This is a genomic window from Salinicola sp. LHM (genome assembly GCF_034479735.1).
In the GTDB taxonomy this organism is placed as follows: Bacteria; Pseudomonadota; Gammaproteobacteria; order Pseudomonadales; family Halomonadaceae; genus Salinicola; species Salinicola salarius.
This window is the reverse complement of sequence record NZ_CP140261.1, coordinates 1,554,947-1,576,832: the sequence shown is the minus strand read 5'-3', so window position 1 is coordinate 1,576,832 and position 21,886 is coordinate 1,554,947. Positions and strand designations below refer to the sequence as shown.

At 64.9% G+C, this 21,886-nt stretch carries 17 protein-coding genes; 13 read left to right on the top strand and 4 right to left on the bottom strand.

Annotated features, from left to right (window positions below):
- Positions 1-11: 11 nt before the first annotated feature.
- On the bottom strand, positions 12-743 hold the full coding sequence (nfi, locus tag R5R73_RS07325) for a deoxyribonuclease V (RefSeq protein WP_322529300.1): 732 nt from the start codon (positions 741-743) through the stop codon (positions 12-14).
- A gap of 208 nt (positions 744-951) precedes the next feature.
- Here nfi and R5R73_RS07320 point away from each other — a divergent pair, with 208 nt between their 5' ends.
- On the top strand, positions 952-2,217 hold the full coding sequence (locus tag R5R73_RS07320) for an exonuclease SbcCD subunit D C-terminal domain-containing protein (RefSeq protein WP_322529299.1): 1,266 nt from the start codon (positions 952-954) through the stop codon (positions 2,215-2,217).
- Entirely contained in the window at positions 2,214-5,558 is a 3,345-nt protein-coding gene (locus R5R73_RS07315) for an AAA family ATPase (RefSeq protein WP_322529298.1), read from the top strand. Before R5R73_RS07320 ends, R5R73_RS07315 begins: the two co-directional genes overlap by 4 nt.
- 27 nt (positions 5,559-5,585) lie before the next feature.
- Here the strand turns inward: R5R73_RS07315 and R5R73_RS07310 are convergent, their stop codons facing one another.
- Entirely contained in the window at positions 5,586-6,776 is a 1,191-nt protein-coding gene (locus R5R73_RS07310) for an ROK family transcriptional regulator (RefSeq protein WP_322529297.1), read from the bottom strand.
- Between the two features lie 190 nt (positions 6,777-6,966).
- On the opposite strand from R5R73_RS07310, the gene R5R73_RS07305 reads away from it, so the two are divergent.
- From R5R73_RS07305 to R5R73_RS07290, 4 genes are all read left to right on the top strand, one after another.
- The gene (locus tag R5R73_RS07305; RefSeq protein ID WP_110635672.1) at positions 6,967-7,701 is read left to right on the top strand and encodes an SDR family NAD(P)-dependent oxidoreductase; all 735 of its coding nucleotides are present in this window, start codon (positions 6,967-6,969) and stop codon (positions 7,699-7,701) included.
- Positions 7,702-7,749: 48 nt separating this feature from the next.
- The gene (locus R5R73_RS07300; protein WP_071232947.1) at positions 7,750-9,156 is read left to right on the top strand and encodes a sugar porter family MFS transporter; all 1,407 of its coding nucleotides are present in this window, start codon (positions 7,750-7,752) and stop codon (positions 9,154-9,156) included.
- 85 nt (positions 9,157-9,241) lie between these two features.
- Positions 9,242-10,630, top strand: coding sequence for an MFS transporter (locus R5R73_RS07295; RefSeq protein ID WP_322529296.1), 1,389 nt, complete (start codon positions 9,242-9,244; stop codon positions 10,628-10,630).
- A 23-nt stretch (positions 10,631-10,653) separates the two neighbouring features.
- Complete coding sequence (locus R5R73_RS07290; RefSeq protein WP_322529295.1) at positions 10,654-12,252, top strand: glycoside hydrolase family 43 protein; 1,599 nt, start codon at positions 10,654-10,656, stop codon at positions 12,250-12,252.
- Between the two features lie 63 nt (positions 12,253-12,315).
- Here R5R73_RS07290 and wrbA read toward each other — a convergent pair whose 3' ends face one another.
- Positions 12,316-12,921 carry an NAD(P)H:quinone oxidoreductase gene (gene wrbA / locus R5R73_RS07285; protein WP_322529294.1) on the bottom strand — a complete coding sequence of 202 codons (606 nt, stop codon included), beginning with the start codon at positions 12,919-12,921 and terminating at the stop codon, positions 12,316-12,318.
- Positions 12,922-13,320: 399 nt separating this feature from the next.
- Between wrbA and argE the strand changes: the two genes are divergently transcribed.
- Positions 13,321-14,481 (top strand): acetylornithine deacetylase, encoded by a 1,161-nt coding sequence (gene argE, locus R5R73_RS07280; protein WP_322529293.1) that lies wholly within the window; start codon positions 13,321-13,323, stop codon positions 14,479-14,481.
- Positions 14,482-14,522: 41 nt separating this feature from the next.
- On the top strand, positions 14,523-14,915 hold the full coding sequence (locus tag R5R73_RS07275; protein ID WP_322529292.1) for a gamma-glutamylcyclotransferase family protein: 393 nt from the start codon (positions 14,523-14,525) through the stop codon (positions 14,913-14,915).
- A gap of 12 nt (positions 14,916-14,927) precedes the next feature.
- On the opposite strand, the gene R5R73_RS07270 is transcribed toward R5R73_RS07275, so the two are convergent.
- The gene (locus R5R73_RS07270) at positions 14,928-15,683 is read right to left on the bottom strand and encodes a FadR/GntR family transcriptional regulator (protein WP_303854490.1); all 756 of its coding nucleotides are present in this window, start codon (positions 15,681-15,683) and stop codon (positions 14,928-14,930) included.
- Between the two features lie 222 nt (positions 15,684-15,905).
- Between R5R73_RS07270 and R5R73_RS07265 the strand changes: the two genes are divergently transcribed.
- From R5R73_RS07265 to R5R73_RS07245, 5 genes are all read left to right on the top strand, one after another.
- A complete protein-coding gene (locus tag R5R73_RS07265) occupies positions 15,906-16,646 on the top strand; it encodes an SDR family oxidoreductase (RefSeq protein ID WP_087718032.1) in 741 nt (246 codons plus the stop codon).
- A gap of 182 nt (positions 16,647-16,828) precedes the next feature.
- The gene (locus tag R5R73_RS07260) at positions 16,829-17,671 is read left to right on the top strand and encodes a fumarylacetoacetate hydrolase family protein (RefSeq protein ID WP_322529291.1); all 843 of its coding nucleotides are present in this window, start codon (positions 16,829-16,831) and stop codon (positions 17,669-17,671) included.
- Between the two features lie 119 nt (positions 17,672-17,790).
- Positions 17,791-18,846, top strand: a complete 1,056-nt coding sequence (locus R5R73_RS07255) for a zinc-binding alcohol dehydrogenase family protein (protein ID WP_303854487.1) — start codon at positions 17,791-17,793, stop codon at positions 18,844-18,846.
- Entirely contained in the window at positions 18,843-20,495 is a 1,653-nt protein-coding gene (locus R5R73_RS07250; protein ID WP_322529290.1) for an altronate dehydratase family protein, read from the top strand. The genes R5R73_RS07255 and R5R73_RS07250 overlap by 4 nt, the downstream gene beginning before the upstream one ends.
- Positions 20,492-21,637 carry a mannitol dehydrogenase gene (locus R5R73_RS07245; protein WP_322529289.1) on the top strand — a complete coding sequence of 382 codons (1,146 nt, stop codon included), beginning with the start codon at positions 20,492-20,494 and terminating at the stop codon, positions 21,635-21,637. Before R5R73_RS07250 ends, R5R73_RS07245 begins: the two co-directional genes overlap by 4 nt.
- The last annotated feature ends 249 nt before the right edge of the window (positions 21,638-21,886 follow it).

Genomic DNA, 21,886 nt, shown 5'->3' with positions numbered 1-21,886 from the left:
CAAGCCGGACGCTACAGCGGTAGCTGGCCGCTGGTCGCTACCGAACCGCGCCGGGATGCCAGCCGATCCGCCAGCCGGGTCGGCTCCGGCAGCTTGGTCCTGCCCAGGCAGCGCACCACCCAGTCGACGGCGCCATCGAGGGACATACGATGCCCCGGCGACACGAACAGCGGTTTCACCCCCTCCCGCGAACGCAGCACCGCGCCGATGGTGACGCGGCCACGCTCGTCGAGGGCAACGTCGTTCGGGTCCTCTTCGCGCCGACGGTCGGTCAACGGCGTCCATGCGCCCTTCTCCAAGGGCACGTCGCCAAACTGACCGCATAGCCGGCTCTTGCCCACGCCGATGGTGGGCAGATCGAGCCAGAGCCCCAGATGCGAGGCGATGCCCAGACGGCGCGGATGCGCGATGCCCTGTCCATCGACCATGATCAGATCCGGGCGCTGTGACAACTGCTCGAACGCCCCCAGCGCCGCTGGAATCTCGCGAAACGACAACAGCCCCGGCACGTAGGGCATACGCGTCGGCTCGCGATGCACTACCTGCTCGATCAAGGTGAGCGACGGCCATTCGAGCAGCACCAGCGCCGCCCGCGTGGTCTCCCCGCCATCCTCGAAGCCGATATCCATGCCGGCGATCAGGCCGACCTCTCCCAACGCCTCCTCGCGGACGATCCGTGGTGCCAGCTGCTTCTGCAAGGCGATCGCCGCCTCGGGCGTGAGATTCCATTCATGTAGCGCCATCCTGCGCCTCCCGCCATCCAGGTTGAGGACATCAGCCTAGGGCCTGTTGCCGTTTCATGCACGGCCGCGCCGCTCTCCGACCTAGACTCATCTTTCAATCCCGATTCGCCCTTCAAGTCCGATTCGGCCTTCAACGGGCGCGACGTCGCGTTACACTTGGCGACGCTTTTGCCGCTTCACTCTCTCAGACGCAACAGGGCGCCGCGCCGTGAAACTACTCCACACCGCCGACTGGCACCTGGGCCAGTCCTTCCATGGCCAGGAACGCCATGTCGAACATCGCGCCTTTCTCGACTGGCTGCTGGCGACACTCGTCGAGCGCCAGCCCGACGCGCTGCTGATCGCCGGCGACATTTTCGATGTGGTCAATCCCTCGCTACGCGCCCAGGAACTGCTCTACGACTTCGTCGTTGCCGCCCATGCTGCGCTGCCGGCGCTGGAGATCGTGATGATCGCCGGCAACCACGACAGCGGCTCGCGCATCGAGCTGCCCGCACCGCTGATGAAGAGCCTCAGAACGCACGCCCTGGGGCGAGTGCACTGGCTCGATGACGGCCGGCTCGACAGCGACCACCTGCTGGTGCCGCTGCACGATGCCGACGGCGCGCTCAAGGCGTGGTGTCTGGCGCTGCCCTTTCTGCGCCCCGCGGAAGTGACCGGCGGCGAGATCGACGACTACCGCGAGGGCATCGCGCGGGTGCATGGCGAACTGATCGAGGCCGCCGAGGCACGCCGCCAGCCGGGCCAGGCGCTGGTGGCGATGAGCCACGCCCACCTTCAGGGCGCCGCCGTCTCCGAGGCGAGCGAGCGTCCCATCGTCATCGGCGGCGAGGAGTCGGTTTCGGCGACACTGTTCCCCGAATCGATCGCCTACGTCGCGCTGGGCCACCTGCATCGCCCCCAGCAGGTCGGTGAACCGCGCATCCGCTACAGCGGCTCGCCCCTGCCGCTCGATTTCAGCGAGAGTCACTATCCGCATCAAGTGATCGAGTTCACTCTCGACGGCGAAGCGCTGGGCGGGATCGAGACGCTGCCGATCCCGCGTCACGTCGCGCTGCAACGCGTGGGGCCGGGCAGTCTCGAGGAGGTCGAACATGCGCTGGAGGCGCTGAAGACGAACGCCGAGCTCCCCGATGCCACGATGCCCCGCGAACGCTGGCCGTGGCTGGAGATCCGGATCGATCTCGACGCGCCCCGCCCCGACCTGCGTGCGCGAATCGAAGCCGCCCTGGATGGCAAGCCGCTGCGCCTGCTGCGCATTCACAGCCGCTATCCCAATGCCAGCTCGCAGGATGATGCGGACGCCAGCGTCGATCTCGACAGCCTGACCCCGCAGGAGGTCTTCGGCCGCACCTGGCAGGCGCGCTACGGCGATGCACCGCCGGAAGACGTGATGACGGACTTTGCCAGCCTCCTGCAGCAGGTTCAGGACGCGGAAAGCCAACAGGAGAACGATGGGGAAAACAAGGCATGAAGATTCTCGCCATTCGCCTGGAAAACCTCGCCTCGCTGGCCGGACTCCACGAGATCGATTTCACCGCCTCGCCACTGGCCGATCAGGGCTTGTTCGCCATCACCGGCCCCACCGGCGCCGGCAAGAGCACCCTGCTCGACGCGCTCTGCCTGGCGCTCTACGGCAGCACGCCGCGCCTGCGTCAGGCGCCCCGCCGGGACTCCCAGATCGCCGATGTCAACGACGACACGCTGACCACCGCCGATGCACGCACCCTGCTGCGGCGGGGCTGCGCCAGCGGCTTCGCCGAGGTGGACTTCGTCGGCCGCGATGGCCGTCGCTACCGGGCGCGCTGGTCGGCGCGCCGTGCCCGCAACAAGATCGACGGCAGCCTGCAGAAGACCGAGCAGTTTCTCACCGATCTGGACGCCAACCAGTTGCTCACCGCCCAGACCCGGGAGTTCGAAAAGCTGCTGCCCGAGCGGCTAGGGCTCAAGTTCGATCAATTCACCCGGGCCGTGCTGCTGGCCCAGAGCGAATTCGCCGCCTTTCTCAAGGCCGACGACAACGAACGCAGCGAACTGCTCGAGCGCCTGACCGATACCCAGCACTATTCCGAGATCTCGAAGGCCGCGTATCAAAGGGTGCGTGAGGCCAAAGCGACCCTCGAGGCCATCGAAACCCGGCTCGCCGATGCCCTGCCGGTGGACGCCGACACCCGTACCACTTACGAGCAGCAGGCCCAGGCCGAGGAGCAGGCGCTGGCCGAGTTGCAGGCCGAGCTGTCGCGCCACCAGGCCCAAGGCATCGAGCTCGAACGCGATGCTCAACTTCTTCAGGCGTGGCAGCAGGCGGAAGCCGGCTGGCGTCAGGCCGAACACGCATGGCAGCAGAACCAGGCCGAGCGTCGCCAGCTCGCCCAGCTCGACGAGCTGGCCCCGTGGCGGGAACGGGCCCGGCGACGCCAAACGCTGGAGCGTACGTTGGTCGCCAATCGCCAGACCCTGGCGGAGCAGCGCCGCCTGTCCGAGGATGGCGATCGCGAGCGCGAAGCCCTGGAGCCCCGGCTGGCCGCGGCGCGGCAGGCCCACGAGCAAGCCCGGCAGGACGAAAGGGAAGCCCAGCCGCTGCTGGACGAAGCGCGCCGGCTGGCCGCCGATCTCGAATACCAGCGGCAGCAGCTCATCCAGCAGCAGCAGGAACACCGCCAGCTCGCCGACGCCGCACTGACCGACGACCAGCGCCACGAAGAACTGACACGGACACGCCAGCCGCTCGAGGCGCGTCTCGATGAACAGCGAGCCGTGTTGGCGCGCTTGCTGGAAGCCACCGACGAGCCCGACGAACAGGCACACGAACACTCAGGCGCAGCCCGGAGCGCAGACCGGAATGCCCACGAGCTGCGCTCGAGCCTGAACCATCGGCGCGACCTGGCCCAACATGAGCTGCAAACGCTGCAAAGCCTGCAACAGGATTGGCGCGAAGGCGAACGCCTGCATCGCGAGCAGACCGCGACACGCCAGCAGCTCGATGCCGAACGCCACCGGCTGAAGACGCTGGAAACCGAAGGCAGACAGGCCGCGGAACGGCTCAAGGCCGCCGAGTCCGAAGACGAGACGATCCGTGATCAGATCGAAGCGGCAAGAGCAGCCCGGAGCGAGAACGTCGAACAGCTGCGCCAATACCTGCGGGAAGACGAGCCCTGCCCGGTCTGTGGGGGAACGGATCATCCCTTCCGGCACGCACCGCCAGCGCACCCCGGCGTCGCCATGATCGAGGCGATCGAGCGCCAGGAGCGGCAACGGCTCGAAGGCCAGCGCCAGCAGGTCGAGCGTGCCCAGCAAACCTACCATCAGTGCAGCGCCGACTATCGTGCCTGTCGCCAGGGCATGCAGGAAAGAGAGCGCCAGCTCGAGACGCTGTCCCGACAGCTCGATCAGGCCCGCGCGGCGATCGATGCCCACGACGACGCCCCGGCGCTTCGCCGGAGCGAGTCGGCCGACGGCTGGTTCGAGACCCGGCGGGAACGGCTGAATCGGCAATGGCAGGAGGCCAGCGACCGTCTCGCCGCGCTCGACGACGCGGAGCGCCTGCTGCAGCCGCTGGAAGCCGACTGGCAACGGCTGTCGCTCGAGCTGGGCAAGCTGGAAGAGCGCCGCACCCTGAATCGCCAACGCTTGCAGGCGCTCGAGGCGTTGTTACCTTCACGTCAGCAGCAGGTGGAAGATACCGGCAGTCGGTTGGCGGCCCGGCTCGGCAGTCACGAATCCGTTCCGGCCTGGCAGGCAGCGCTGGAACGGCAGTGCCGGCAGGCGGAAGCGACCCTCGAGGAGCATCAGGCGCGCTGGCAGACGCTGGCCCAGACCCACGCGCAGCTGAGCCAAAAGCTGGTGGATCTCGAACAGCGCCAGCAAGACGCCCAGGCCGAGTTCGACGAACTCGACGGCGCCTGGCAGGCCTGGCGCCGCGAACGCCCTGCCCTCGACGACGAGACGGTCGAGGCGCTGCTGGCCGTCAGCGAAGCGGATCATCGCCGGCGGCGGGAGGCCCTGACCAGACTGGAGCGCGACCTCGCCGCCGCGACCGTCAAGCAGGAGGAGCGCCGACAGGCGCTGCACGATCAGCGTCGCCGGTTACTGCCGGCATCGGACGAGAAGGACCTGCTCGACGAGGCCAACAGCCGCGAGCTGGCGGGGCAATTGGCCCGCCAGCGCGAGACGCTGCAGGCGCTGGAACGGCAGCGCGACGAGCGTCAGGAGAGTCGCGATGCGGCCCAGCACCGGCTTCGCGAGGACGACCGCCGCCGCCAGGCCCAGCGCGAAGGCGCCCAGGCGCGCGAGGCGGCACAGCACGAGCTCAATCGCTGGCGGCTGATCGGCGACCTGATCGGCAGCGCGGACGGCAAGCAGTTCCGGCGCATCGCCCAGGCCTACAATCTCGATCACCTGTTGACCCACGCCAACCAGCACCTGCGGGCGCTGACGCCCCGCTACCGGCTAACACGCGGTGGCAGCGAGCTCGGCATTCTGGTGATCGATGGCGACATGGCCGACGAACGCCGCTCGGTGCATTCGCTCTCCGGCGGCGAAACGTTCCTGGTTTCGCTCGCGCTCGCCCTGGGTCTGGCTTCGATGGCATCGCACCAGCTGGCGATCGAATCGCTGTTCATCGACGAAGGCTTCGGCAGTCTCGATCCGGAGTCGCTGGCGCTGGCGATGGATGCCCTCGACGGCCTGCAGGCACAAGGGCGCCGGGTCGGAGTGATCTCCCACGTCCAGGAAATGCACGAGCGAATTCCGCTACAGATACGGGTCGAACCCAGCGGCAACGGCGCCAGCCGAGTGACGATCCGGCACTGCTGAGCAATCCGCCTGCCGGACCATCGACGTCTACACCTCGATCGCCGCCCGGGCCATGACCTGGGCGGCGGCGCCTCTGGCCGCAGTGAACGTGCTGTCTTCGATGATCTTGATCGGAACGGATTGGGAATTCCTGAGCAGATCGTTCTGATGGTCGTGGAAGTAGGCCAGGGCCGGCTCTATCAGACGCGCTTCCAGCCGCATCAAAGAGCCCCCCAGAATCAGCATCGAGGGATTGAGCGTGTGGTGCAGATTGAGCATCAAGAGCCCCAGCGCTTCTCCCGCACGCTGGATCAGGGTTTGAACGGCTTCCTCGTCGGCCCGGGCCTGTACCGCCGCGCTGAGGCTGGCCTCCGGCTCGACGTTCAGTGCCTCGCGCAGCGCCCACCCGCTTACCAGCGTTTCCGCACAGCCGCGATTGCCGCAATGGCAAAACGCGCCGCCAGGCTGGATCACGGTATGTCCGATCTCGCCTACCAACCCTTGATACCCCCTCGGCACCACGGGAAAATGTTCACCGCTGACCACGCCGCAGCCGATACCGATGTCGGCGCTGATGTAGGCGATCGACTCGGGCGGCACGCCGTCGAAGAAGTAGAACTCGCCGAACGCAGCAGCATTGGCCTCGTTGTCCAGCAGCCATACGCCACCCGGCAGATCCGGCTGTTCTCGCAGTAACGCCAGAAAATCGACGTCTTCCCACCCCAGGTTGGGCGCCAGTCTGAGAATGGGGGCGCTGGGAGACACAGGGCCGGGCACGGAGACGCCGAGTCCGAGGCAGGAGCGCCCTGCCAGGGCGGGATCCTGACGGAGCTGCACCAGCAGCTGTGCAAGGCGCGTTGCCGTGGCCTCGGGCGTGGTGGGAGAAACTTCCTGGTGAAGGCTCGCCAGGATCTCTCCCACCAGATTGCAGGCAACCAGCCGCAGGCCCTTGACCCCGACCTCGGCGCCCAGCATGTAGTGACGATCGCCATCCAGATAGAGCGCTCGCCCCGGGCGCCCGCCACCACGTGCATGCAGCTCACCCTCGCGCAGCCAGCCACCTTCGGACAACGCCTGTACCACGCTGCCGACGGTGGCCTTGGTCAGACCGGTCTGGAGGGCGATATCCGCCCGCGACAACCCTGGACTGCGTCTCACGGTGCTGAGAATGGTGCTGCGATTGAGACTCTTCAGGTAGTTGAGATCGCCAGCGACTTGCGGCGTGAAGGAGTTCGGCATGGGCGAGGCGGCAACGTCGAGTAATGGCTGATTGAGACGACTATACCAAAGCCCGACGAGTTCGGCCGAAAAGCGTCTGCCATGGCGGGACCTAAGTCTTAACACTAATGGTCAATGGCAGCCGTTCTCGCAAACGCGCATGCTCCTTCACAACTTAGTTAACAGTTTTTACTAATCAGCAGGAGCCATCATGCCAACAGCCATCTACCCCTGTCTCGAGACCAAGCGCGTCGTCATCACCGGCGGCGGCTCCGGGATCGGAGAGGGTCTGGTACGCGCCTTTGCCGAGCAGGGCGCAGAAGTCCATTTCCTCGACATTCTCGAAGAGGCCAAGGCCCTGGCCGAAGCGCTGGGTGACAACGTGCATTTCCACCATTGCGACCTTACCGACGCCGACGCCCTGATCGGCACGCTCAACGCCATCGGCGAGGTCGACATACTGGTCAACAATGCCGCCAACGACGATCGCCACCGCCTCGAGGACGTCACCCCCGAGTATTGGGACAACCGCATGGCGGTCAATTTGCGCCATCTGGTGCTGGCCGCCCGTGAAGTCGCCCCGGCGATGCGCCGTCGTGGCCAGGGCGTGATCGTCAATCTCGGCTCGATCAGCTGGCACCTCGGCCAACCCGGCATGGTGCTTTACGAGACCGCCAAGGCCGGCATCGAAGGCCTGACGCGCGCGCTGGCCAGCGAACTGGGCAGCGACGGGATCCGTGTCAACTGCGTGATCCCCGGCAACGTCAAGACCGCGCGTCAATCGCGCTGGTATACCCCCGAAGACGAGGCACAGATCGTCGCCGAGCAGAAGCTCAAGGTACGCATCCACCCCCACCACGTCGCTGCCACGGTGCTGTTCCTCGCCTCGGACGCGGCAGCAGCCTGTACCGCTCATAACTACTGGGTCGACGCCGGCTGGCTCTGATCGCGAGCCGCTCCAGGACCTTCATCGACACGCCACCGGAGTTCAACAATGCCAATATCAAGTGCTTCACAACACCCCATCGTGGTTCTGCTCATCTGCTGCGTGGCCGCCATCGGCGGCTTTCTGTTCGGCTTCGATAGCGGGGTCATCAACGGCACCGTCGACGGCCTCCAGCAGGCTTTCCAGTCGGAGAGCGTCGGCACCGGCTTCAACGTCGCCTCGATGTTGCTCGGCTGCGCCGTCGGCGCCTTCTTCGCCGGGCGCCTGGCGGACAAATTCGGTCGCCGCACACTGCTGCTGGTCGCCGCCGTCTTCTTCATCGTCAGTGCCTGGGGCTCCGGCATTGCCGATGGATCGCTCGAATTCGTGATCTATCGGATCCTGGGCGGCCTGGCGGTGGGTGCAGCCAGTGTCATGTCACCGGCCTATATCAGCGAGATTGCCCCTTCTCATCTGCGCGGCCGACTGGCGACGATTCAGCAGGTGGCGATCATCGGCGGCCTGTTCTTCTCGTTTCTCAACAACTACATCCTCGCCAACGTCGCGGGTGGCTCCACGGCGCCATTGTGGTTCGGCTTCGAAGCCTGGCGCTGCATGTTCTGGATGGAGCTGATCCCCGCCGGGATATTCCTCATCGCGCTGCTGTTCATCCCCGAAAGCCCGCGCTTCCTGGTCAGTGCCGGTCATGACGACAAGGCGGAACGGGTTCTGCGCCTGGTCTACGACGAAGCCGGCACCCGCAAGCGCCTGGAAGACATCCGCACGTCGCTGTCCAACCGTCACAAGCCGCGCCTGTCGGATCTGATCAACCCCGCTACCGGCAAGTTGCTGAAACTGGTCTGGATCGGCATCGGTCTGGCCGTGTTCCAGCAGTTGGTCGGGATCAACGTGGTGTTCTACTACGGCGCCGTGCTGTGGCAGGCGGTCGGTTTCTCCGAAAGCGATGCGTTGATGATCAACGTCATCAGCGGTGCCGTCAGCATCGCGGCCTGCCTGGTCACGATCGGCCTGATCGACCGCATCGGTCGCAAACCGCTGCTGTGGGCCGGTTCCGTCGGGATGACGATCACCCTGGCGATCCTGGTCTACGCGTTCTCCACCGCCGACATCGTCAATGGCAGCCTGGCGCTCTCCTCCGGTAACGGCGTTCTCGCCCTGCTCGCGGCCAACGTCTACGTCTTCTGCTTCAACGTGTCCTGGGGGCCGGTGATGTGGGTCATGCTAGGCGAGATGTTCCCCAACCAGGTACGCGGCTCGGGCCTGGCCGTCGCCGGCTTGTTCCAGTGGGTCGCCAACTTTGCCATCACCATGACCTTCCCGATCATGCTGGCATCGATCGGCCTTACTGGGGCTTACGGTTTCTACGCGATCTGCGCCCTGCTGTCGGTCATCTTCGTTGCCCGCTTCGTACGAGAAACCAACGGTCAGGAACTCGAGGAGATGGTTTACGAGTAAGGCGACAATTCACGGATAGAGGATGGTCGTCGCGGTCCCGCCGAGAGCAGCGGCCGCAGCGGCCATCGCAGCTAGCGAGGTGACAATGGCGAGCGACACAAGCGCGATAGAGATAGCCCCACGGCCGGAACGCGATCCCGCTGCCGCCGTCCCGCTGATGGAGCGGATCGGCTACGGCTGCGGGGATCTGGCCAGCAATTTCATCTGGCAGGCGATGAGCATTTTCATCGTCTACTACTACACCGACGTGATCGGCGTCGCCGCCGGGATCATCGGCTCGATCATGCTGTTTTCGCGGGTGTTCGATGGCGTCTCGGACATCGCCATGGGCTACGTGATCGACAAGACCACCTCGCGACACGGCAAGGCCCGGCCCTGGCTGCTGTGGCTGGCGGTTCCGTTCGCGGTCTCGGCGGTGCTGCTGTTTGCGGTGCCCGATGTCTCGCCGTTCTGGCAGACGGTCTACATCGCGGTGACCTACAACTTGGTATGCCTGGTCTATACCGGCCTCAACGTGCCCTACGGCACGCTCAACTCGCTAATCACCCAGGACCAGTATCAGCGCTCGCTGCTCAACGTCTTTCGCATGAGCCTGGCGCTGGTCGGCGTGCTTCTCGTCAGCAACCTGACGCTGCCGGTCGCCACGCTGTTCGGCGGCGGCCAGGGAGGATGGATCGTCACGTTCGCGATCTTCGGCGCCATCGGCACGGGGCTGTTCCTGTTCACCTTCAAAAGCACCCGCGAACGCGTCCAGCCGGCCGACGAGAAACGGCGCCAGGCGCCGGTTCCCCTGAAGCAGAGCTTGCGTACCCTCGGCAAGAATCGCTACTGGGCGCTGGCCACGCTGTTCATCCTGATCACCTACGTCTTCAACGCGCTCAATTCCGGGGCCGTCGTCTACTACGCCCAGTACCTGCTCGACGATACCTGGCTGGTAGGCGTCATCACCACCGCCTACATCGCCTTCATTCTGGCAGGAATGGCATTCGTAGCGCCGATTACCAAGCGCTACGGCAAGCGCAACGCGATCATCGTCGGCGAGCTGATCACCCTGGTCGGCTACGGCGTCATGCTGATCGACCTCGGCAACGTCTACCTGATCGTCGCCGGCACCATCATTCGCGGTCTCGGCAAGGCACCGATCAACGGCAGCATGTTCGCGCTGCTCGGCGACACCATCGAGTACGGGGAGTGGAAGACCGGGATCCGCAACGAAGGCATGGTCTATAGCGGCGGCAGCATGGGCATCAAGATCGGCAGCGGGCTGGGCACGGCACTGCTGGGATGGATACTCGCATTCGGCGGCTATGTCGGCGGTGGCGGCGAACAGAGCGACACGGCGCTGTTCGCGATCCAAGCGCTGTTCGTCTATCTGCCGATGAGCCTTTGCGTGCTGATGATCGTGCTGATGCTGTTCTACGACCTCGACAAGCGCTATCCGGCCATCGTCGCCGACCTCGCCGCCAAACAATGAAACCCGTCGCGACAGGAGATCGCATGTCCATCATTGCCAACCCTATCCTACCCGGATTTCACCCGGACCCGTCGATTCTCCGGGTCAACGACGACTACTACATCGCCACCTCGACCTTCGAATGGTTTCCTGGCGTAGCGTTCCATCACTCGCGGGACCTGATCCAGTGGCGCCAGTTGCCGTCGCCTCTCAACCGGAGCTCGCAGCTGGACATGATCGGAGACATCGATTCCGGCGGCGTGTGGGCGCCGTGCCTGAGCTACGCGCATGGCCGATTCCACCTGATCTACACCGACGTCAAGAGTCGCCGTGGGGCGTTCAAGGATACCCACAACTACCTTGTCAGCGCCGAACGGATCGAGGGTCCCTGGTCGGAACCGGTTCACCTCAACAGTAGCGGCTTCGACCCCTCGCTGTTCCACGACGATGACGGCAGCAGTTGGCTGCTCAACATGATCTGGGATTTCCGCAAGGGCCGTAACGCCTTCGCCGGTATCGCCCTGCAGCGCTACGACATCGAACGCCAGCGACTCACCGGGCCCGTGCACAACATCTTTCGGGGCACGCCCCTGGGCGTGACCGAAGCCCCACATCTCTATCGACGAAACGGCTACTATTACCTGGTCACCGCCGAGGGCGGCACCGGTTACGGTCATGCCATGACCGTGGCCCGCTCGCGCCAGTTGACGGGGCCTTACGAGGTCGATCCGACCAACCCTGTTCTCACCTCGAATCCGGATGCGGCCGATCAGCTGCAGAAGGCCGGTCACGGCAGCCTGGTGGAAACCTCCGGGGGTGAGTGGTACTGCGCCCACCTCTGTGCCCGCCCTGTCGTCGCCGGGCGCTGCATGCTGGGGCGCGAAACCGCCCTGCAACGTTGCGCCTGGACCGAGGACGACTGGCTCCGCATCGAAGGCGGTCCCTATCCCAGCCACCGGGTGGCCGGCCCGGATCTGGACTGGCAGGCCCCCCTCGCCGAGCCGGATCGCGATACGTTCGAGAGCCCTTGCCTCCACCGCTACTGGCAGAGTCTACGCAGGCCGTTCGACGACACCTGGCTGTCGCTGACCGAGCGCCCGGGCTGCCTGCGGCTCAAGGGGGGCGAGTCGATGCAGTCGACCCACCGACAGAGCCTGCTGGCCAGGCGCCTGACCCATCTCGAGGTGGAGGTGGAGACGCGGCTATCCTTCCACCCCAACCATTTCCAGCAGATGGCGGGGCTGATCCTCTACTACGACACCAAGGATTACATCTACCTGAGGGTGACCCGGGACGAGACGTTGGGCCGTTGCCTAGGCATCATCGTCTCGCGCCACGGCGTCTATGACGAGCCGCTGACCAGTGATTTCCCCTTGGTGGATGGCGACGTGCGCCTGATGGCTCGTCTGGAGCGCGAATGGCTCCGCTTCTTCTATGCGCAGGGTGTTCCGGATCGAGATGGTGATGGTATCGACTGGCAGCCGATCGGCGATCCGCTCGACATCTCCCATCTCTGCGACGACGATCCGGACTACATCCGCTTCACCGGTACCTTCGTCGGCCTCTGCGCCCAGGATCTCTCCGGGGCCGGGCTCGCGGCGGACTTTCACGAGTTCGACTATCGCCCAGAACAAAGCCGCTGACCTCCATGAGATCAGCGGCTTTTGGGTGCCGGTCCGGCCGCGAAGAGCCGTGGCCGACCGGCCTCAGCCAGCCAACTTCGACGCCAGCTCGGCCACATGCTTGCCCTGGAAGCGGGCGATCGCCAGTTCGTTCTCGCTCGGGGTACGGCTGCCATCGGCGTTGGCCAGCGTGGTCGCGCCGTAGGGCGTGCCACCGGTGATCTCGTTCATGTTGGAGAGCTCGGGGCAGCTGTAGGGCACGCCCACGATGACCATGCCGTGGTGAAGCAGCGTGGTGTGGATCGAGGTCAGCGTGGTTTCCTGCCCGCCGTGCTGTGTCGCGGTGGAGGCAAAGGCGCTGCCGATCTTGCCGATCAGCTTGCCCTGCGCCCACGGGCCACCGGTCATGTCCCAGAAGTTGCGCATCTGGGAAGCCATGTTGCCGAAACGGGTCGGCGTGCCGACGATGATCGCATCGTAGTCGGCCAGCACATCGGGACCCTCGATCAGCGGCGCCTCCTGATCGGTCTTGTAGCCGGACTTGATCGCCACCTCCTCCGGCACCAGTTCGGGCACTCGGCGAAGATCGACCTGGGTACCGTCGACGCTTTCGGCGCCTTCGGCGACCGCCTTGGCCATGGTCTCGATATGGCCGTAGCTCGAGTAATACAACACCAGCACTTTGCTCATGGGAACACTCCTTGAGGAACAGAGGTTTCGCGACGAAACGCTCTCCAGGCTAAGCCTCTGTCTGAAAAATCGGCGAGCGATGGCCAGACAAGGCGAAAATCGGCGAAAAAGCGGAGTTTACACGGGGGTAAATGAGCATTTTGAGTCGATTTTTAACGCCGTATGGGTGAGCGCAGGCATTTTTAGACAGAGCGTAGCCCGGGCGACCAGCCAACGCCATCGGAGCGACGCTGCGTTTTTTGATGCCGAAAGGCCGAAAAGATCGAACGCTTTGCGAATGCGCAATCGCCGTGCCATCCGGTCTACCCCGGGCCGGCATTTGTTGCGGTAGCGGGCTAGCCGCTATTCTGTGCGCTCACTCACCCAACCGTGGTCCACGCAGGTGGATCGGAGCAAGCCATGAAGACTTTCCGCGATCTCCTGGCCAACCTGGTCGGCTTCGATACCGTCTCCCGCCATTCGAATCTCGCGCTGATCGATTTCGTCGAGCACTATCTTGCCTCTCATCGGGTGCCGGCCCAGCGCATCACCAACGCCGATGGCAGCAAGGCCAACCTGCTCGCCCGCATCGGCCCGGCGGTCGAAGGCGGCGTGGTGCTTTCCGGTCATACCGACGTGGTGCCGGTCGACGGCCAGCCGTGGAGCAGCGATCCGTTCACGCTGACCGACAAGCAGGATGGCCGACTCTACGGCCGTGGGAGCTGCGACATGAAAGGCTTCCTCGCCTGCGCCCTGGCCCGGGTGCCCGAGTGGCAGACGCTCGACCTGAAGCGACCGATCTATCTGGCTTTCTCCTATGACGAGGAGATCGGCTGCCTCGGCGCGCCGGCGATGATCGAGCGCCTGATGGCGGATGAGCCTCTGCCCGGCGCGGTGATCATCGGTGAACCCACCTCGATGCAGCCGGTGGTCGCGCAGAAAGGCATCACCACGATGCGCACCACGGTAACCGGCCGGGAGTCGCACTCCAGCCAGATCAACCAGGGCGTATCGGCGATTCACGTCGCGGCCAAACTGGTGACGCGGATCGAGGCGATCATGGAGGAGCTGGTCGACGACGGCGCGCTGGAAAAGGTCTTCAACGTGCAGCACTCGAGCCTGCACGTGGGCCTGATCGAGGGCGGCACCGCGATCAACATCATGGCCCGCCACTGCCAGTTCGACTGGGAAATTCGTCACCTGCCCAGCGACGGATTCGAGGCGGTCTTCGCCCGCTTCGATCGCTACGCCAGGGCACTGGAAGCCGAGCTTCAGCAGCGGGTGCCGGATGTTCGTATCGTCACCGAACAGCTCGTCGACACGGTGCCGGCGCTGGCCGATCGCGACAACGCCCCCACCATCGAGCTCTGCCGCGAGCTGCTCGACGACCCGACCGTCGATACCGGCGGCGTTGCCTACGCCACCGAAGGCGGCCAGTTCCAGCGCGCCGGCCTGCCGACCATCGTCTGCGGCCCGGGCAGCATCGAACAGGCCCACCAGCCGGACGAGTACATCGACATCAGCCAGCTCGAAGCCGGCGACCGCTTCATGCAACGACTGGGCAAGCGAATGGCGCGTTGAGCACCGTCGCTACTCTATTCCTTTAGCTACCGGGACGAATCATGCATACCCCTGTTCTCGCCGTTCGCCGCACTGCCCTGGTCGCGGTCTATGGCACCTTGAAGCGCAGATTGCGCAACCATCACTGGCTCGACGGCGCCGAGTTCGTTGGCACCGATATCCTCACCAGCGTCACGCTCTATGATATCGGCCCCTATCCGGGCGCCAGGGCCGAGCCGTCGCGAGGCGTGGAGATCGAAGTCTTCCGCGTCGATGCGGCTGGTCTGAAAAGGCTGGATTGCCTGGAGGATTACCGGGTAAGACGGCCGAAGTCCGGCACTTACGATCGCGCCGTGCATGACACCGCCTTCGGCCCCGCCTGGGTCTATCTCTACAACCGGGACGTGACCGGCTGCCCGGTGATTCGCCAGGGAGGCTGGCCGGCCGTGGCGTGAGGCCACGCTTGCTCAGGCGTCGAAGAACACCCGCAGCACGTGATCCATGTGCACTTCCATCGCTCTGCGCGCCGCATCGGGGTCATGGCTTTCGATCGCCGCTAGAATGCGCTCGTGATCGTCCTGTGACTGGCGCGGCATGTCGGTTTCCATGAACAGCTCCTGAAGACGTCGGAACATCTTGCCGTACTGGTGGCCAAGCAGGTGCTTGATGGTCATGGCGTAGGCGGCGTTGCCCGAGGCCTCGGCAATACGAATGTGCAGCAGCCGGTCGCCGGCCTGGTTTCTTCCACCGTGGCGATTGTCCTCGACATTGCGCGCGTAGGCGGCACGCATCGCGGCGAGATCGTCGTCGCTGGCATTGATCGCCGCCAACGCCGCCGTTTCCGGTTCCAGGTAACGGCGTGCCTGCAGCAATGAGAACGGCGGGATCTCCTGATCCAGATCGAGCTCGATCTCGCTGGCGAACTCCGGGTCGAGCCCCCACTCCTCCTGGCGCCGGGCCGCGCTCATCACCGAGCTGCCCACCTCGTCGTCGCGCGCCAGCACCAGCACGCCATGGCCGACACGAACCTCCACCTGGCCCACCACCTCCAGCGCGATCAGCGCTTCGCGCACCGACGCCCGGCTGACTCCCAGCTGCTGCGCCAGGTCCCGTTCCGGCGGTAACAGCGAACCGGGGGGAAACTCCCCCTGACGGATCAGCACCAGCAACTGGTCGGCAATCTGGCGATAGAGCCGCTGTGCACGAATGGTCTGGATCGGCATCTATCGATCTCCCGGTTTCATGAGCAAGACGAATTAGACATTGGTCGCAATTTCCAACGTTTTTACCGGCTTGGCCGAGGCTATTAGACGTTTGGCGATTTGCGGGCCGTTTCCACAAAGGATAATACTCGGACCAAAGGTCAGGCCTTTAGACATTAGAACCAACCCTGCCCTAGGAAGCAAAAAACTCGGAATCCAAACCGCCTTCAGGAGCCATCGGCCATGCGACTCGCCAACAAGACCGCGTTGATTACCGCCGCCGGCCAGGGTATCGGCCGAGCCACCGTCGAGCGATTTCTGGCCGAAGGTGCCCAGGTCATCGCCACCGACATCGATGCGGCCAAGCTGGAGGGGCTGGCGGGGGCTCAGTGCCATGCGCTCGATGTCACCGACGCGGAAGCCGTGCGGAGTCTGATCGAGTCGCTGCCGCCGCTGGACGTACTGTTCAATTGCGCCGGCACGGTGCCGAGCGGTTCGATCCTCGAATGCGAAGATGCCCAATGGGCCTTCGCCCAGCGGCTCAATGTGGACTCGATGTTCTACACCATTCGCGCTGCGCTGCCGGCAATGCTCGACAATGGCGGCGGCAGCATCATCAACATGTCGTCGCTGGCCTCCAGCGTGAAAGGCGTGGTCAACCGCTTTGCCTACGGCACCACCAAGGCTGCCGTCGTCGGGCTGACCAAATCCGTCGCCGCCGACTACATGACCCGCGGCATCCGCTGCAACGCGATCTGCCCAGGCACGGTCGACTCCCCCTCCCTGCGCGAACGGGTCGCCGAGCAGGCGCGCCAGCAGGGCCGCACCACCGACGAGGTCTTCGCCGAATTCATCGCCCGCCAGCCCATGGGCCGCCTGGGCAAGGTGGAGGAGATCGCGGCACTGGCGACGCATCTGGCCAGCGACGAATCCTCGTTCATCACCGGTACGGTGCAGTTGATCGACGGGGGCTGGTCGAATTGATGAGGGCACCTACAAACTACTGCGCTAGCCCATGCGGCGTTGGAATCCAGCTAAAACTGCTCATTTACAGACTCGTAAACTGCGCATTTTCGCTGGATTCCGCCTTGCCTGGCCTTCGCTCGCAACGTTTGTAGATACCCTCATTACGAATCATCCCATTTTTTACGTATAAGGAACTCCGCATGAAACTGCTACGCCACGGCCCCAAGGGTCAGGAAAAGCCCGGTATCGTCGATGCCAACGGCACCGTTCGCGACCTGTCCGGCAAGATCGATGACATCGCCGGTGACGTGCTCTCCGATGCGGGTCTGGCGCAACTGGCCCAGCTCGATCTCGCCAGCCTGCCGGAAGTCGCCGCGGGTACGCGCCTCGGCCCCTGCGTCGGCCGCGTCGGCAAGTTCATCTGCATCGGGCTCAACTACTCCGACCACGCCGCGGAAACCGGCGCCGAGGTGCCCGCCGAGCCGGTGATCTTCAACAAGTGGACCAGCGCCATCTGTGGCCCCAACGACGACGTGGAGATCCCCCGCGGCTCGGAGAAGACCGACTGGGAAGTCGAGCTCGGCGTGATCATCGGCAAGGGCGGGCGCTATATCGACGAAGCGGACGCCATGAACCATGTCGCCGGCTTCTGCGTGGTCAACGACGTCTCCGAACGCGAATACCAGCTCGAACGCTGCGGCACCTGGGACAAGGGCAAGGGATGCGACACCTTCGGCCCGCTCGGCCCGTGGCTCGTCACCCGCGACGAGATCGCCGATCCGCAGAATCTTTCGATGTGGCTCGAAGTCGACGGCAAGCGCTATCAGGACGGCTCGACCCAGACCATGGTGTTCCAGGTGCCGCATCTGGTCGCCTACCTCAGCCGCTTCATGAGCCTGCAGCCGGGCGACGTGATCTCCACCGGTACACCGCCGGGCGTCGGCATGGGCCAGAACCCCAAGGTCTTCCTCAAACCGGGCCAGACCATGCGTCTGGGGATCGAAGGGCTCGGCGAGCAGCAGCAGCGCTGCGTCGAGAGCTGATGGACTAGAACTGGACGCCCCCCTCCGCCGGTCATGCCGGAGGGGGCGGTGGGCCAATATTGGCCTGACCATTGGGCCTATAGGTCAACTTTAAGATCGCCATTCTTGGGAGCGCATACATGCAAGTCGTCGTCTGTTCGAACCCGAACGAGATGGCCGTCATCGACCGGCCGGTGCCCGATTGTGCGCCTGGCGAGGCCTTGGTAGCGATCCGCCGTGTCGGCATCTGCGGTACCGACATCCACGCCTTCGGCGGCAACCAGCCCTATTTCGTCTATCCCCGCGTGCTGGGCCACGAGCTCAGTGGCGAGGTGGTTTCCGCCGCCGACGGTGTCGATTCCGGCCTCGTCGGCCAGGCGGTCTACGTCATTCCCTATCTGCACTGCGGCGAGTGTCGGGCGTGTCGCCAGGGGCGCACCAACTGCTGTCAGCGTCTCGAAGTCGTTGGTGTGCATCGCGATGGCGGCATGGCGGAATATCTGAACGTGCCCGCCTCGCACTTGATTCCGGTGCCGTCGCTGTCGCCGAAACAGCTGGCCCTGGTCGAGTGCCAGGCGATCGGCGCCCATGCCATCCGGCGTGGCCAGGTCGAGAAAGACGAACTGGTCGTGGTGGTGGGCGCCGGGCCGATCGGCATCGGCGTGCTGCAGGTCGCCAGGAGTCGCGGCGCGCGGGTGGCAATGATCGATACCAATCGCGATCGCTTGGCCTTGTGTCGCGATGAACTCGGCGCGGACGCCGTCTGGCATGCCGTCGAAGACGACGTGATCGCGGAGATCGAAGCGATGAACGACGGCGCCCTGGCCGATGTCGTGTTCGATGCCACCGGCAACCCGAAGGCGATGAATCGCGGCTTCGATTTCGCCGGGCACGGCGGGCGCTACGTGCTGGTCAGCGTGGTCAAGGCCGACATCACCTTCAACGACCCGGACTTCCACAAGAAGGAACTGACGCTGCTGGGCAGCCGCAATGCCACACGGGAAGACTTTGAAACCGTCACTCGCCTGATGGCCAGCGGCGACCTTCTCACCGAACCGTTGATCACCCATCGGGGGCGACTCGAGGACCTGCCGACGTTGATGCCGCAGTGGTGCGCGCCCGGCAGTGGCGTGATCAAGGCAATGGTGACGCTCGAAAGCGCGGGCCACGACAGCACAGCGGAGCATCAAGCATGAATGACACCATCGGCACCGACAGCCCGGCTCGTATCACCCTGCGCATTCATCCACACGACAACGTGGCGGTGGCGCTGACCGACCTGCCCGCCGGTCGTCAGGTCGTCATCGACGACCACGCCGTCACGCTCGCCGACAACATCCGCCACAAGCACAAGTTCACGCTCGCGGCGCTGTCGCCGGGCGATATCGTCACCATGTACGGCGTGACCGTGGGCAAGGCAACGCGCGACATTCCCGAGGGCGGCGTGATCACCGTGGACAACGTCGCCCACGCCACGGAAAGCGACGAGGTCCGCCCCGGCAGCAAGTCGTGGACGCCGCCGGACGTGACGCGCTTCCAGGGCATGACCTTCGACGGTTTCCATCGCCCGGATGGTGGCGTCGGCACGGCCAACGTGTGGCTGGTGATTCCGCTGGTGTTCTGCGAGAACCGCAACATCGAGGTGCTGCGCCAGTGTGTCGCCGATGCGCTGGGCGATGACCCTTATCGTGACTACAAGCGCATGGCGCGCCAAATGCTGAGCGGCCAGAGCGACACGCCGGAGAGCGCCGATTCGTTCGACGCCACCGCGCCCAGACGTTTCCCCAACGTCGACGGCGTGCGCTTTCTGACCCATACCCTGGGCTGCGGCGGCACCGACGACGATGCCGAAGCGCTGTGCCAGTTGCTGGCCGGCTATATCTGCCATCCCAACGTGGCCGGCGCGACGGTACTGAGTCTCGGCTGTCAGAAGGCGCAGATTCAGATGCTCAAGGCGGCGGTGGCCAAACGCGATCCGCAACGGTTGCGCACGGTGGACTATTTCGACCAGCAGTCCTCACCCAGCGAAGAGGCGCTGATTCGCAACGCCCTACAGTCGATCTTCGACGGTCTGGCAGCCGCCGACCGAATCCCGCGCCAACCGGCGCCGCTGGCCAAGCTCACGCTCGGCGTCGAGTGTGGCGGCTCCGACGGCTTTTCCGGCATCTCCGCCAACCCGCTGGTCGGCGCCGTGGTTGATCGCCTGGTCGCCCTCGGCGGCAGCGGCATTCTCAGCGAGTTTCCGGAACTGTGCGGGGTCGAGCACGAACTGGTCGCCCGCTGTACCGACGCCGCGGTCGCCGAACGTTTCCGCGATCTGATGCAGGCCTACCAGCGCCATGCCGCCGCGGTGGGGGCCGATTTCGCCATGAACCCGTCTCCGGGCAACATTCGCGACGGTTTGATCACCGATGCGATGAAATCCGCCGGTGCGGCCAAGAAAGGCGGCGACGGGCCGGTAGTCGACGTGCTCGATTACACCGAGCCGCACCGTCGCCCCGGTCTCAGCCTGCTCTGCTCGCCGGGCAACGACGTCGAATCGACCACCGCGCTGGCCGGCTCCGGCGCCAACCTGATCGTGTTCACCACCGGTCTCGGCACGCCCACCGGCAACCCGGTGACGCCAGTGCTCAAGATCGCCAGCAATAGCGAGCTGGCGACCCGCATGCGCGACATCATCGATTTTGACGCCGGTCCCATCGTGCGCGGCGAACGCGGCATCGACGAGCTGGCCGAGGAGCTGCTGGCGCTGTGCATCGAGGTCGCGTCGGGACGCCATCGCTCGCATGCCCAGCGTCTCTCACAGCACGACTTCATTCCCTGGAAGCGCGGGGTATCGCTATGAGCGCTTCGACACGGCTTTCGACGAGCGCATTCGATTACCGCGACGCCGGTATCGTCCAGTTCGGCACCGGACGCTTCCTGCTCGCCCATGTCGACGCGCTGGTGTCCGAATCGCTGGAGAAGGGAGACAGCGACGAGCGCATTCTGGTGGTACAGAGTTCGACCCGCGAGGAAGGCAAGCGCAAGGCGCGCCTGCTCGCCGAGCAGCGCCGCTATCCCGTGCGGATTCGTGGCCGGCGCGACGGCGAAACGATCGATCGCGAGCAGACCGTCGACAGCGTCGCCGGCTGCCTGATCGCCGCCGAACAGTGGGACGCGCTCAAGCGACACGTGGTCGAGCACGCCCGCATCATCGTCTCCAACACCGCCGACAACGGCTACGACATCGGTGACGACTCGAGTCTCGCGACAGTGCCGACGAGCTTTCCCGGCAAGCTGACCCACCTGCTGCGGGCTCGCTTCGAAGCCGGTAACGATGGCCTGACGATCCTGCCCTGCGAGCTGATCGAGCAGAACGCCCGGCAGTTGAAGTCGCTGGTGACGACAATGGCCCGCCGCGACGGCGGGGCGACGGCCGATAACGCGGCGTTTCTCGACTGGCTGGACAACCGCTGCGTATGGGCCGACACGCTGGTCGACCGCATCGTCTCGGCGCCGCTCGAACCGCTCGGTGCCATCGCCGAACCGTACGCGCTCTGGGCCATTGTCCGCCAGCCGGGCATGGCGATCCCCTGCGTGCATCCGGATGTCGAGATCGTCGACGATCTGACCCCGCAGGCGATATGCAAGCTGCACATTCTCAACCTGGCCCATACCTATCTGGTCGACCGATGGCAGCAAGCCGGTCGCCCGGTCGAGTTCGTGCGCGAGGCGATGGAGTGCGCCGCGCTGGTCGATCCGCTGCGCGCCACCCTTGAAGAGGAGGTCTTGCCGACGCTCGCCGCCGAACTGCCCATGAACCAGTTGGAGCCGTATCTGGCGGTGACGATGGAGCGGTTCGCCAACCCCTTCCTCGATCATCGCCTCGACGATATTGCCCAGCATCACGCCGCCAAACTGCAGCGACGCCTGCAGCCGGTGGTGGAGAAGGCACGCCATCAAGGGCGTGCCACACCCAGGCTCGACGAAGCGTTGAGCCGATGATCCCAGCAAGAAGTCCACAACACGACAACACTGGAGTACACCACAACGGGCCGCACCAGCGGCCCGTTTCTTTTTCGTCGGCGGAATCAATCAGGTTACTGACCTGGCTGTTATCCGAAGGGCTTCGATAACGGTATATCTGGTGGCTCACTAATAGGATAGAGCGCGCCGAAGTTCTTAATGGTCAACGTGCCCGTTTCAGGGTCCGGCGAGCTGTCGCGCCGATTCGCGAAAAACAACCAGCAATCC